The organism is Paenibacillus sinensis (genome assembly GCF_019904155.1).
Lineage (GTDB): Bacteria > Bacillota > Bacilli > Paenibacillales > Paenibacillaceae > Paenibacillus_AQ > Paenibacillus_AQ sinensis.
Window position 1 is genome coordinate 1 of record NZ_JAHCMB010000186.1, and the last position, 12,338, is coordinate 12,338.

Consider the following 12,338-nt stretch of genomic DNA (forward strand, 5'->3'; position numbering starts at 1 on the left):
AGTGCCACCGTCCCTCCAAAAAACGTCGAAGCTCAACGCTGAAACGTAAAGCGCATCCCGAAGGGACAGCGAGGGGAGAACGCCACCATCTCTCCACGCACCGCTTTTGAGCGCCGGATGGAAGAGCCCCGAGTCTCCATTCCGTAAGGAAAGGAGACGAGAAGGGCTGCTCCTTCACAATATGTAACTTTACCCAACTTAACTTGGTGCATCCTCCAATAATTGCGGGTGTCCAGAGGGTGCAACCCTTGGGGTCCTCCCCTTCGGGGAGGATTTAGGAGGGGCCCCACCCGAAGGCTCAAAAAAAATACCCCCCGAAAATCGGGAGGCCAAGGAGATATAAAAAGGTTAGAATTAACAATTTAATTGGATTGACTCTATTATAACCGATTTATTTTAATTTGTCACAGGGGCAGGGATAGCAGAAATGCATTCGTGGCAAACAATTTTTCCTTTGAAGTAGGTAACGTTCTCGGCGTTGCCGCAGAAAATGCAGGCGGGCTCGTATTTTTTCAGCATGATCCGCTCACCGTCAACGTAAATTTCCAGTGCATCTTTTTCACCAATACCCAGCGTACGGCGCAGTTCGATCGGAATGACAACCCGTCCCAGTTCGTCTACTTTTCTTACAATGCCAGTTGATTTCATCATAACAATCGTTGCTCCTCTCAATAATCAAAAAATGTCATCATTCGACAATCTTCTCTGTTTTATGGTACTCATAATACCAACCATTCCCAAAACAGTCAACCTGTTTTTAGCAGATGAATTATAGTGAGTGGGCACACTTCTTATGATTGGCGCTGTATTCTAATCCGAAGCAGATCATTTGCAGGTTATATTCTAAATGTCGAATTGGAAAATGAAAAAACGTATTTTTCGACAAAAAAAGAGGTTTTCTACTTTTCTTACTCTAATCAGAACCTGATAGGGTGAACAAAAAGGAGCTGATTCCATGCAGCAGCCGCTGTCCGAAGAAAAAGTATTCAAAGATCCGGTTCATAATTATATTCATGTGCAGGATGCGATTATTTGGCGTCTGATCAACACTGAGGAATTTCAGCGGCTGCGCCGCATCCGGCAGCTTGGCACAACCTTTCTTACCTTTCATGGGGCTGAGCACAGCCGGTTCTCCCATTCCTTAGGAGTTTATGAGATCACTCGCCGAATTATTTCCCAGTTTGAGCGAAGCGGGTACAAGGATTGGCTTCCGGAAGAGGGGCTGCTCACCCTGTGTGCGGCGCTGCTCCACGATCTGGGACATGGACCTTTCTCTCACTCGATCGAAGAGGCTTTTGAGATGGATCATGAGGACTGGACGTGCCGGATTATTCTGGAGAACACAGGAATTACTGAGATTTTGAAGGAAGTGTCGGAAGATTTTCCCGAGAAAGTCTCCTCCGTAATCTCCAAAAAGTATGAGCATGACATTGTTGTCAATCTCGTGTCCAGCCCGCTCGATGCAGACCGGATGGATTATCTGTTGCGAGACGCTTATTACACCGGCGTTAACTACGGCACGATCGACATCGACCGGATTCTGCGTGTGCTTCGCCCTTACAATGGAAGAGTGGTTGTCAAGGAATCGGGCATGCATGCGATTGAAGACTACCTGATGTCGAGATATCAAATGTACTGGCAGGTTTATTTCCATCCGGTGACCCGGAGCTCGGAAATCATTCTGCGGCAGGTATTCCGCCGGGCGAAGCAGTTGTATCTAGAAGGGTACGCCTTCCGTTTCATGGTGGAGCCTCTGACCGATTTGTTCGGGGGAGACATCCAGGTGCAGCAGTATTTGAAGCTGGATGAGGCGCTCGTGCAGGCGGCTTTTATGCAGTGGACCGGAGAGCAGGACGATCTGCTCAGTAACTTGTGCAGCCGTTTTATTCATCGTAAACTGTATAAATATGTAGAAATGGAGAGCCTCGATCTGGAGACTATCGACGAGATCCGCACAAGTTTCGCCTCGGCCGGGCTTCATCCGGAATATGACCTGGAGGTTGATTTTCCAACAGATCTTCCATATGATGTCTTCCATCCGGGAGAGGGCTTTCACGGCAAGCAGATTCTGCTGCTCGACCGCCAGGAACGGCTTCGCGAAATCTCTGAAGTGTCGGATATTGTGCGCTCGATCAGCGGCATTCACCGGGGGCGTTATCACCTCTATTACCCACAGGATAAGCTGAATGAAGCACGTTCCCGGCTTCCAAAATCGATACGTGAAATTTTTGATTTGACTTAAGTCATTATGCACTGAAAGGGGATAATGGATATGCAGCTTTTCGACACTCACACTCATTTGGATGCTCCGCAATTCGACGGCGACCGCGAGGAGACAATTGCCCGCGCCGTTGAGGCGGGAGTGACCCGGATGGTCAATATAGGGTTTAACCGCGAGACGATTCCCACGACTATGAAACTGGCGGAGACGTATGATTTCATCTACGCGGCTGTGGGCTGGCATCCTACGGATGCGATCGACATGAAGGATGAGGATCTGGACTGGATCGCTTCTCTGTGTGCCCATGACAAAGTGGTGGCAATCGGAGAAATAGGGCTGGATTATTACTGGGATACGTCACCTAAAGACATACAGCACAAGGTGTTTAGACGGCAGATCGGACTGGCGCGGGAACTGAACATGCCAATTGTGATTCATAACCGGGATGCGCATGAGGATGTGGTTCGGATTTTGCGAGAGGAGAAGGCTTCGGAGGTCGGAGGGATTATGCACTCGTTCTCGGGGAGCTGGGAGACGGCTAAAATTTGCCTGGATTTAGGCTTCAATCTCTCCTTCGGGGGACCGGTTACATTCAAGAATGCAAGAGTGCCCAAAGAGGTGCTGGCACAGGTTCCGCTCGACCGTCTTTTGATCGAAACGGACTCCCCGTATTTGACTCCACACCCATATCGTGGGAAGCGAAATGAGAGTGCACATGTCAGATTGGTGGCAGAGGCTGCAGCGGAAATTAAAGGAATAGAATTGGAAAAATTGGCTGAAATTACGTACGCGAACGGACTGGAACTATTTGGAATTAAGTGAAAACGGGAGAAAATCGGCTAAAAAAGTGAGCATGAACGAAGGATTAAAGAATTTTAACGAAAAAACAAAGGATTATTACAATAAATTAACCAAATTTTTGCGCAAATCTGGTTGAAACAACCTTTACAACATGCATCGAAACAGGATATCATCGTTTCAGTGCAGTGAGCTGTTGGTAATACAGAGACAGCTGCTGATTCATAGATCGTCTCGCTGAGTCTCCGTATGGAGAACGGGGGAACCAATACCGCCCTGACGAATGATTCTGTACTTCGGGTACACATCGATGTCGTCGCCATGGCCGTATTTGATTTCTTCACGTGGTCTTTGGGGTGAATGTGAAGGCAGCCGCCATGAGCGGTTGACCGGAGCTAGGGCGTCTCTCTTTCGTCCGAACCCGACAGCTAACCCCGTAAGCGCAAGTAAGAGAGGCAACCTCGTGCTTTGGCCGTCTATTCGGACATCCCAAGAAGCCACGAAAGAGTCCTCTGCCATTAGGCTCTTTATCAAGGCTTCTTTTTGTTTGGATTAAACGGATTCCTGTCCATGAACTGTTATATAACAGTTTGTCGGCGAAGGAATTGGCAAAGCCGGGCAGGCGATTTATGAAGCAGGATGCGAAGCCTCGCCATGTATCGCGTCCTGTGACAATCTCTAGTAGCAGGGTTGAAATCGATCTGTTCAAATTACGATTTTTTTACGATTTCAGCCGGGCTATGTAAGGAGGATGTAGAAGATGGGCGTATTCCAACCAGAAGTATCCCATGATTCACAATCATCCAGCAGGTTTAATGCATTACGGTTACGATTGGAGCACTTCAATCTCCGCGCTTGGGCGCTCGCCGGCGTAATCGGAGTAGCTGTAGCGCTGCTTATTATGCTGTATGTATACTCTCAGAGCAGCAAGCAAATCACTTTAGTCATAGACGGTCAGGTTCGCTCGCTCGAAACCCGTGAAGATCTGCTGGGCGAAGCGCTCGCCGCAGAGATGATTTCGCTGAAGCCCTATGATCAATTATCGGCAGGATTGGGCGACGAGATTAGTGATGGTGATCAAATCATCATCAAGCGGGCCAAAGAATTTACCCTGACCGAGAGCGGCACAACGCATACGCTCTATACGACCGAAGATACGGTCGGCCAGGCGATCAAGAACAGTGGGATTACCCTAGGGACCCACGACAAAATCTTTCCTTCGCTAGACTCCGCAATTACCGCCGACACGGAAGTCAAGGTGCTCCGCATCAACAAGCAAGTGGTGCAGCGGACGCAGAACCTGCCTTACCGGGTCATCAAGACGGCGGACCCTTCCCTGTATGTGGGAGATGTACGAGTAGCACAAGCAGGTAAACCGGGCGTCATGATCCAGCATATTGAGAAGACTTACCAGGACGGCAAGATGGTCTCGATGCGCATGATCGGCAAAGAAGTTCAAACGGTGACCAAGGATAAAGTCATTGCCGTTGGAACGAAAGCCAAGCCTCAACCCGCAGTAGCGAAAGTAAGCACTATCCCAACAAACACGATCAAACAGACCAGCGCTAAGATCAGTGCCAAGAGCAGCAATGTTGTAACAAAAGCCGGCGTGGATTTTGAGTACAAGAAAATAATCAAGAATGTGTCGATGACCGCCTATTCGTCTGAGGAGCCGGGCATTGGAACGCGTACTGCATCCGGAACCCGCGTGACGGAAGGACGGACCATTGCGGTCGATCCCGATGTCATTCCGATCGGCTGGTGGGTATATATCGAGGGGCTGGGATTCCGCCGTGCGGAAGATACCGGCGGTGCCATCAAAGGCAATAAGATCGATGTCTACTACGACTCCTTGAGCCATGCGCTTAACTTCGGGCGCAAAACACGGACCGTCTATGTCATCGGACCGGTTAAACCGGAGCTTGACTAGACCGCAGTAATCCCTTTTGCAAATTAGGCGGCAATACGCTATAGTGGTGTAAGCTCGCCCTGTATAACAAATTTAGCCAAAAAGAAGAGGAGCGAATCCTCTTCTTTTCTTTTTTTAAATAAAAAAGTATAAGCTTCGTGCTGAAAATTGAACTTTACAGGTTGTTGCATCGGCCAGGAGCAGGATGAGGCATCCGGGAGGAATACGGTAGGAATGATTAAGGAATTAATAGTGGTTGAGGGTAAAAACGACACGGCTGCCGTCAAGCGCGCGGTCGATGCCGACACGATTGAAACGGGCGGCTCGGCTGTTGACCGCCGCGTGATCGCCAAGATTGCGCTGGCCGCTGAACGGCGGGGGGTCATCATTCTGACAGATCCCGATCATGCGGGAGAGCGGATACGCAAAATCGTCTCGTCGAAGGTGCCAGGCTGCAAGCATGCGTTTATCCCGGAACGGGATGCCACCGACAAGGGCGATATCGGGGTGGAGAACGCGTCGCCCGAGGCGATCCGCCATGCGCTTGCGAATGTGCATACCGAGTTTGAAGGGGCGCCGATAGTGATTGGCATGGACGATTTGATCGCGGCGGGACTGATCGGCCATCCGAGCGCTGCCGAACGCCGAATGGTGCTGGGCAACATTCTGGGCATCGGGTATTGCAACGGTAAGCAGCTCTATAAGCGCCTCGCGATTTTTCGCATCACACCGGAAGAATTCGGGGACGCGCTGAGGCAAATGAATCAGGGAGGGCACACCCAATGAACGGCAGAGAAGAGATTTCGTCCCCCAGACGGACCAAAGAGATTATTGCCGCCCACGGCTTCTCTTTCAAGAAGAGTCTGGGCCAGAATTTCCTGATTGACCAGAATATTTTGAATAAAATCGTGGACGCCGCCGGTTTGGGCGGAGATACTGGGGTACTCGAGATCGGCCCAGGGATCGGCGCTCTGACAGAGCGCCTCGCCAAGGAAGCCGGAGCCGTAACGGCGGTGGAGATCGACCAGCGGCTGATCCCGATCCTGTCGGATGTGCTCGCACCCTACCCACATGTCAAGATCCGGCACGGCGATGTGCTGAAGGTGGATCTGCAGCAGCTGTTCGCCGAGGACTTCTCTGGAGTCGAAAGGGTCAGCGTCGTTGCCAATCTGCCTTACTATGTGACCACGCCGATTCTGATGAAGCTGCTGGAGGAGAAGCTGCCGCTGGCGAACATCGTGGTTATGATCCAGAAAGAAGTGGCAGACCGAATGGCGGCATCACCGGGAGGCAAGGATTACGGAAGCCTGAGCATTGCGGTCCAATACTATAGCGAGCCGGAGCTGATCTGTACGGTTCCGCATACGGTGTTCATTCCCCAGCCGAATGTGGAGTCGGCCGTCATCCGGCTGAAGGTAAGAGAGCGTCCGCCGGTTGAGGTGAAGGACGAGAACCATTTCTTCGAGGTGGTTCGGGCTTCCTTCACGCAGCGGCGCAAGACGATCTCCAACAATCTGAAGGCCCGTTTCTTTCCCAAGGAGGGCCGGGAGCGGCTGGAGGGGCTGCTCGCTGCGGCGGGGATCGAGCCATCCCGCCGAGGCGAGACGCTAAGTCTGGCGGAATATGCGCGGCTTAGCGATGTGCTGCTTGAAGCGGGCATTTCCTGAAAAATGAGAACCAACCGGTCTCTTAGCCCATACGATGGGAAAGAGGTGATGTTGGGATGAATATTGGAGATCTGGTCGTTCGGCGGTCTTACGGCGGCGACGTGACGTTCCGGGTGGAGCAGCTGACAAGAAATCAGGCGGTCATCAAAGGAACGGAATTCCGGTTGCTGGCGGATGCACCGCTAAACGATCTGGTCCAGGTGCCTCCCGCCGCTATGAGCGAGAGAGGGGAGCGTGCGCGGATCAAAGCTGCGGAGTCGCTGACCGAGCTGAACAGGAGCAGGCAGGAACGAAGCCGGCTGGGAATGAGCGGAATGCCCAGTCCGTGGGAGCAGTCCGCAAAGGGAAGCTCCTACTTTGAGCTTCCCGGAAAGGTGCTCCATTTGGATGGCGATCCGGCTTATTTGGGCAAGAGTCTCAACATGTACCAGCAGCTGCGCATTCCGGCCGAGGGCCATCATGTGCGCGAGCCGGAGATGGCTTCGGTGCTGTACCGCTTGCTGCCCAAGGTGCGTCCGAACATCGTGGTCGTCACCGGACATGACGGTGTGCTGAAGTCGCTGTCGTCCTACGACCTGAACAGTCTGCACAGCTATAAGAATTCGCAGAATTTCGCGGCCGCCATTTCGGTAGCCCGGGATTATGAGCGCAGCTACGACGCATTGACCATCGTAGCCGGCGCCTGCCAGTCGCATTTCGAGGCGCTGATCGGGGCGGGAGCCAATTTCGCGAGCTCTCCGGCCCGGGTGCTGATTCATGCGCTCGATCCCGTCTATATGGCGGCCAAAGCGGCCTTGACTTCAATCCGCGAGACCGTTGACCTGAACGACGTGCTTCAGCATACGATCAGCGGAGCCCAGGGCGTCGGCGGCATTGAGACGCGGGGCAGCTTCCGTATCGGCATGCCGGGATTGCATGACTTGTCCACACTGAAGGTAACACCCTCGGCGATCTGACCCGCCTCATTTTTCGTGTTCATTTCCCCAAAAAATATCGTTGACAAACATAATTGGCATCCACTATAATTATTTGTTTGATTTGACATTGATAATAAAAGGGGTTATAATGGACAAGGAAAGAGGTGGTCGTTAGGCAATGGCTAATAACACGCTGTTGGAAATTAAACGCAGTCTCGAAGCTCATGTCGGTTCCAAGATTACATTGCGGGCCAACGGTGGCCGCCGCAAGACGGTCGAACGCACCGGCGTCCTGGAAGAAACGTACCCTTCTGTATTTATCGTCAAGCTGGATGAGGAGCAGCAGTCCTTTAAGCGTGTCTCTTACAGCTATGCCGATATCCTTACCGAGACCGTTGAAATTACGGTCTGTGAAGACGATGTAGAACTGCCGCTTATGGTTGCAAAAGCGTAAATATTTTCATCATAAAACAGCCTTCCTTCATGAAGAGGGGAGGCTGTTTTGTTGGGTTAAGGATGTACAAGCTTGGCTCATACACAAGCCTTCCACTTCCCGGCAGTCTGAAAAATGCCCAAATGTATGCTCCGGCGGATGTCCAACCATACTAAGCGGGCAATCCCTAATTTCATTAAACCGAAGGAGGAATCCGTTGTGAGCCGCAGAAAACGGAGCATGATGTCTGAGGAGCTCAAGACCGAGCTGGCCAAGGAGCTGGGATTCTATGAGACGGTGGAGCGCGAAGGTTGGGGAGGCATACGGGCAAAGGACGCCGGCAACATGGTGAAACGGGCGATCCAGCTCGCCGAGCAGGCTGCGCGAAGATCCTGATCCTATCGCAGCCCGCATAGAAGGCCGTCCTCCGGGACGGCCTTCTTCATGAGGATTATGATTGCAGCTCTCCGCAAGGCTTGTCCAGACCGTGCTGCGCCACGGACAATGGACTTCAATCTCAGATTCCCCTATAATATGTTAAGCTGTTCGGTTTGGGAAAATGGAGAATAGGGTGAACGCCTTGAAAGTATATGAAAAAGCGCCGGCCAAAATCAACCTGATGCTCGATGTGCTGCGCAAGCGGCCGGATGGATTTCATGAGGTGGAAATGATCATGACTATGGTGGATCTCGCCGACAGGCTGGAGCTGTCCGAAATGAAGCGGGACACCATTATTATATCTAGCCAGGCTGGGTATATTCCGCTGGACGAGAAGAACCTGGCCTTTCAGGCGGCGAGGCTGCTTAAGGAACGGTACGGTATCAGCCGGGGCGTGCATATCCATCTGGATAAGCATATACCGGTTGCCGCCGGACTGGCTGGAGGAAGCAGCGACGCAGCGGCGACGCTTCGCGGGCTGAACCGGCTCTGGCGTCTTGGCCTGTCGCATACGGAGCTTCAGGAGCTGGGCTCCGAGCTGGGCTCCGATATTCCCTTCTGCGTAACAGGCGGGACGGCCCTCGCTACGGGAAGAGGAGAGAAGCTGGAGCCGATCTTCAGCATGCCGCAGTGCTGGGTGGTCCTGGCCAAACCGCCGATCAATGTCTCCACGGCCGAGGTGTACGGCAAGCTCCGGGCGGACCGCATTGTGAATCATCCTTCCGCTTCATTGATGCGGGAGGCGGTGGAGGCCCGCGACTTCCAATCGGTCTGCGGAAGACTCGGCAACGTCCTGGAGGAGGTAACCCTGAAGCTGCATCCCGAAGTGCTCCGTCTTAAGGAAGCCATGATCTCGCTGGGAGCCGACGGTGTGCTGATGTCCGGAAGCGGGCCGACCGTGTTCGGGCTCGTATCCAAGCAGTCGAAGGTGCCGCGGATTTACAACGGTCTGCGGGGATTTTGCAATGAGGTCTACGCCGTTCGTTCGTTGAGATGAAGGCTGAGTGGAATTTGGAGCCGTATCCCTTGTGTAAAGCCGTACAAAAGTGATATATTTTCTCTATAATATTCGGTTTTGACGAGGGAGCTTCCTGTGAAGAAACTTAAAAGAAGTCAGCGTTTAGTGGATATGACCCAATTTTTGCTGGAAAAGCCGCATGAGCTGCTGTCGCTTTCCACTTTTGCCGAACGGTACGGAGCGGCCAAGTCCTCCATCAGCGAGGATCTGGCGATTATCAAGGAAGTGTTCGAGGGCGAAGGTATCGGAGAGCTGCAGACGCTGGCCGGAGCGGCAGGCGGTGTGAAATACATTCCCATTATGCCTGGAGAGATGGCGCTGTCCTTCGTTCAGGATCTGTGCAGACAGCTTGAGCAGAGCGACCGCATTCTCCCGGGCGGTTATTTGTATATGTCCGACCTGCTGGGACAGCCGTCCCTCATGGAGCAGGCGGGCAAGATTATTGCGACGGCATTTTACGGAGTTCCGATCGACAGCGTCATGACAGTGGAGACCAAAGGCATCCCGCTGGCGTATGCGACGGCGGCGCAGCTGGGACTGCCGGTGGTGCTGGTGCGGCGCGACCACAAGGTGACGGAAGGCTCGGCGGTCAGCATTAATTATGTATCGGGCTCCCACAAGAGCATACATACGATGTCCCTGTCGCGCAGGGCGCTGAAGGAGAAGTCGCGCGTGCTCATCGTCGACGACTTCATGAAGGCGGGCGGAACCGTCGGCGGCATGGTAGATCTGCTGAAGGAATTCAATGCAGAGGTCGCAGGCGTCGGCGTTCTCGTGGAATCGGACGCGGTAGAGTCGGAGGAGCGCCTTTTGCATGATTATGTGTCACTCATTCGGCTGGGCGAGGTAGACCCCAAGGAACGGCGGGTATTGGCGTATCCGGGCAATTTCTTCAATAATCCTCAGCTATAAATATATGGCAATTTCGTGAATGATGGTGTGGAAAGAGATTAAAGCACACTAAAAACACCGTTTTGTCAAATTTATGGGATTATGAAAGGGATTTTATGCCACCAAAAAGAAGGAATTTGCCTGAGTGTGTGGAATTATACACCCAAGTCTCTTATGGAAAAAGGTGGTGAACACACACATGCAAATTACGGATGTCAGACTCCGCCGCGTTAACTCTGAGGGGAGAATGAAAGCAATCGCATCCATTACCATCGATAACGAGTTTGTCGTTCACGACATTCGCGTCATTGACGGCAACAATGGAATGTTCGTTGCTATGCCCAGCAAACGTACGCCGGATGGGGAATTCCGTGACATCGCGCATCCGATTTCTTCCGGAACGCGAGAGAAGATCCAGACTGCGGTGCTGGCTGAGTATGACCGCGCGGCAACGGAAGAAGAAGTGATCGAAGAAGGAGCGTAATCGCTCCGGGAAGTGCCCTTGCTTTTTGGACAGTGGTTTCGGCTATGTAAATTCGAATTGGGGTTCGAAGAAAAGAGAACCATCCTTGGGATGGTTCTCTTTTCTTTTTGCCGAGAATGAAGTATATTCAGTAATGAGTTTAGAGTAGGAGGTTGGCATTCTTGAAAAGAATGGCTGTTGTTTTGGCCGCGGGTCAGGGAAAGCGCATGAAATCGAAGCTGTATAAAGTGCTGCATCCCGTCTGCGGAAAGCCGATGGTAGGGCATGTGCTTGACACAGTCAGAGCAACCGGCTGCCAGCGCAATATTGTGGTGGTAGGACACGGAGCCGAGAGCGTACAAGCTTACTTGGGCGATTCGGTAGAGTATGTCCTTCAGGAAACCCAGCTTGGAACCGGCCATGCCGTTATGCAGGCCAAGGATATCCTGAGCGGGGAAGAAGGCACCCTGATTGTCGCTTGCGGAGATACACCGCTTGTGAAGCCGGAGACACTGGCCGAAATGATGGTGCTGCATGAGCAGCGGGGAGCAGCGGCGACGGTTCTGACCGCCGTAATGGACAATCCCGCGGGACTCGGACGCATTATCCGCACCGAAGACGGCGCGCTGCTGAAGATTGTGGAACAGAAAGACTGCACGCCGGAAGAGGATGCCATACGCGAAATCAATACCGGGATCTACTGTTTTGACAACGCCAAGATGTTCGCGGCGCTGCAGCAGGTGACGAATCAGAACGCGCAGGGCGAATATTACTTAACCGATGTTATCGGCATTTTGCGGGAACAGGGAGAGCTGGTGCTTGCTTTCCAGAGTAATGATGCAGCAGAGTCGATCGGCGTGAACGATCGCTTGGCGCTGTCCGAGGCTGAAAGCCAAATGCGCCTTCGCATCAACCGCCGTCATATGCTGAATGGAGTAACGATTATAGATCCCGCCTCAACCTATATAGAAGCCGACGTGACAATCGGCGCGGACACGGTGATTTACCCGGGTTCGGTACTGAAAGGCAAGACCGCTATCGGAGAGGGCTGCATCATTGGACCCTCCAGCGAAATTGAAGACAGCGCCATTTTGGACGGGGCCAAGATCAAGCATTCCGTCTTAAGCGGTGCCGAAGTCGGCGCACGGACTTCCGTTGGGCCTTTTGCCTATTTGCGTCCGGGCAGCGTCCTGGGTGAAGATGTGAAGATCGGCGACTTCGTGGAGATCAAAAAAGCCACCATCGGCGACGGCTCCAAAGTATCCCACCTGAGCTATGTGGGTGACGCCGTAGTTGGCAAGAACGTGAATGTGGGCTGCGGGGCGATCACGGTCAACTACGACGGATTTAATAAATCCCTGACGGAAATCGGGGACGAGGCTTTTATCGGCAGCAACGTCAACCTGATTGCTCCCGTCAAGGTCGGCAAAGGCGCCTATGTAGTAGCTGGCTCTACGATTACCAAGGCGGTCGACGAAGGTGATCTTGCGATCGCGAGACAGCGTCAGGAGAACAAGCCGGGTTATGCGGACAAGATCCGTGCCCGGGCCAAAGCAAAAAAAAGCCAGCGCCATCCATCGTAA

At 52.7% G+C, this 12,338-nt stretch carries 13 protein-coding genes and 1 riboswitch; of the genes, 12 read left to right on the top strand and 1 reads right to left on the bottom strand.

Going from position 1 to position 12,338, the window contains the following annotated elements; all coding sequences use genetic code 11:
• Positions 1–396 precede the first annotated feature (396 nt).
• Positions 397–651 carry an AbrB/MazE/SpoVT family DNA-binding domain-containing protein gene (locus tag KIH86_RS20800; RefSeq protein ID WP_025332575.1) on the bottom strand — a complete coding sequence of 85 codons (255 nt, stop codon included), beginning with the start codon at positions 649–651 and terminating at the stop codon, positions 397–399.
• Positions 652–955: 304 nt separating this feature from the next.
• Between KIH86_RS20800 and KIH86_RS20805 the strand changes: the two genes are divergently transcribed.
• The 12 genes from KIH86_RS20805 (at position 956) to glmU (ending at position 12,338) form a co-directional block, all read left to right on the top strand.
• Positions 956–2,242 carry an HD domain-containing protein gene (locus KIH86_RS20805; protein WP_223088648.1) on the top strand — a complete coding sequence of 429 codons (1,287 nt, stop codon included), beginning with the start codon at positions 956–958 and terminating at the stop codon, positions 2,240–2,242.
• A gap of 30 nt (positions 2,243–2,272) precedes the next feature.
• A complete protein-coding gene (locus KIH86_RS20810) occupies positions 2,273–3,043 on the top strand; it encodes a TatD family hydrolase (RefSeq protein WP_223088647.1) in 771 nt (256 codons plus the stop codon).
• A 201-nt stretch (positions 3,044–3,244) separates the two neighbouring features.
• Positions 3,245–3,477: riboswitch (cyclic di-AMP (ydaO/yuaA leader) on the top strand.
• Between the two features lie 302 nt (positions 3,478–3,779).
• Positions 3,780–4,949: a 3D domain-containing protein gene (locus KIH86_RS20815; RefSeq protein WP_223088646.1), complete on the top strand. Its 1,170-nt coding sequence runs from the start codon at positions 3,780–3,782 to the stop codon at positions 4,947–4,949.
• 213 nt (positions 4,950–5,162) lie between these two features.
• Entirely contained in the window at positions 5,163–5,714 is a 552-nt protein-coding gene (rnmV, locus tag KIH86_RS20820) for a ribonuclease M5 (protein ID WP_223088645.1), read from the top strand.
• Positions 5,711–6,595 (top strand): 16S rRNA (adenine(1518)-N(6)/adenine(1519)-N(6))-dimethyltransferase RsmA, encoded by an 885-nt coding sequence (gene rsmA / locus KIH86_RS20825; RefSeq protein ID WP_223088644.1) that lies wholly within the window; start codon positions 5,711–5,713, stop codon positions 6,593–6,595. Before rnmV ends, rsmA begins: the two co-directional genes overlap by 4 nt.
• 56 nt (positions 6,596–6,651) lie before the next feature.
• A complete protein-coding gene (yabG, locus tag KIH86_RS20830; RefSeq protein ID WP_223088643.1) occupies positions 6,652–7,551 on the top strand; it encodes a sporulation peptidase YabG in 900 nt (299 codons plus the stop codon).
• A 139-nt stretch (positions 7,552–7,690) separates the two neighbouring features.
• Entirely contained in the window at positions 7,691–7,966 is a 276-nt protein-coding gene (gene veg, locus KIH86_RS20835) for a biofilm formation stimulator Veg (protein WP_038692834.1), read from the top strand.
• Between the two features lie 198 nt (positions 7,967–8,164).
• Positions 8,165–8,341, top strand: a complete 177-nt coding sequence (locus KIH86_RS20840; RefSeq protein WP_313640505.1) for a small, acid-soluble spore protein, alpha/beta type — start codon at positions 8,165–8,167, stop codon at positions 8,339–8,341.
• Between the two features lie 184 nt (positions 8,342–8,525).
• The gene (ispE, locus tag KIH86_RS20845) at positions 8,526–9,380 is read left to right on the top strand and encodes a 4-(cytidine 5'-diphospho)-2-C-methyl-D-erythritol kinase (RefSeq protein ID WP_223088661.1); all 855 of its coding nucleotides are present in this window, start codon (positions 8,526–8,528) and stop codon (positions 9,378–9,380) included.
• Positions 9,381–9,476: 96 nt separating this feature from the next.
• Positions 9,477–10,313 (top strand): pur operon repressor, encoded by an 837-nt coding sequence (gene purR / locus KIH86_RS20850; protein WP_223088642.1) that lies wholly within the window; start codon positions 9,477–9,479, stop codon positions 10,311–10,313.
• Between the two features lie 178 nt (positions 10,314–10,491).
• On the top strand, positions 10,492–10,776 hold the full coding sequence (gene spoVG / locus KIH86_RS20855) for a septation regulator SpoVG (RefSeq protein WP_025332586.1): 285 nt from the start codon (positions 10,492–10,494) through the stop codon (positions 10,774–10,776).
• 161 nt (positions 10,777–10,937) lie between these two features.
• The gene (gene glmU, locus KIH86_RS20860; protein ID WP_316503406.1) at positions 10,938–12,338 is read left to right on the top strand and encodes a bifunctional UDP-N-acetylglucosamine diphosphorylase/glucosamine-1-phosphate N-acetyltransferase GlmU; all 1,401 of its coding nucleotides are present in this window, start codon (positions 10,938–10,940) and stop codon (positions 12,336–12,338) included.

Excerpts from the sequence above, each read along its gene's own strand:
- rnmV (WP_223088645.1), top strand. The coding sequence starts at position 5,163 with ATGATTAAGGAATTAATAGTGGTTGAGGGTAAAAACGACACGGCTGCC.
- KIH86_RS20810 (WP_223088647.1), top strand. The coding sequence starts at position 2,273 with ATGCAGCTTTTCGACACTCACACTCATTTGGATGCTCCGCAATTCGAC.
- spoVG (WP_025332586.1), top strand. The coding sequence starts at position 10,492 with ATGCAAATTACGGATGTCAGACTCCGCCGCGTTAACTCTGAGGGGAGA.
- KIH86_RS20800 (WP_025332575.1), bottom strand. The coding sequence starts at position 651 with ATGATGAAATCAACTGGCATTGTAAGAAAAGTAGACGAACTGGGACGG.
- KIH86_RS20815 (WP_223088646.1), top strand. The coding sequence starts at position 3,780 with ATGGGCGTATTCCAACCAGAAGTATCCCATGATTCACAATCATCCAGC.
- yabG (WP_223088643.1), top strand. The coding sequence starts at position 6,652 with ATGAATATTGGAGATCTGGTCGTTCGGCGGTCTTACGGCGGCGACGTG.
- KIH86_RS20805 (WP_223088648.1), top strand. The coding sequence starts at position 956 with ATGCAGCAGCCGCTGTCCGAAGAAAAAGTATTCAAAGATCCGGTTCAT.
- rsmA (WP_223088644.1), top strand. The coding sequence starts at position 5,711 with ATGAACGGCAGAGAAGAGATTTCGTCCCCCAGACGGACCAAAGAGATT.
- veg (WP_038692834.1), top strand. The coding sequence starts at position 7,691 with ATGGCTAATAACACGCTGTTGGAAATTAAACGCAGTCTCGAAGCTCAT.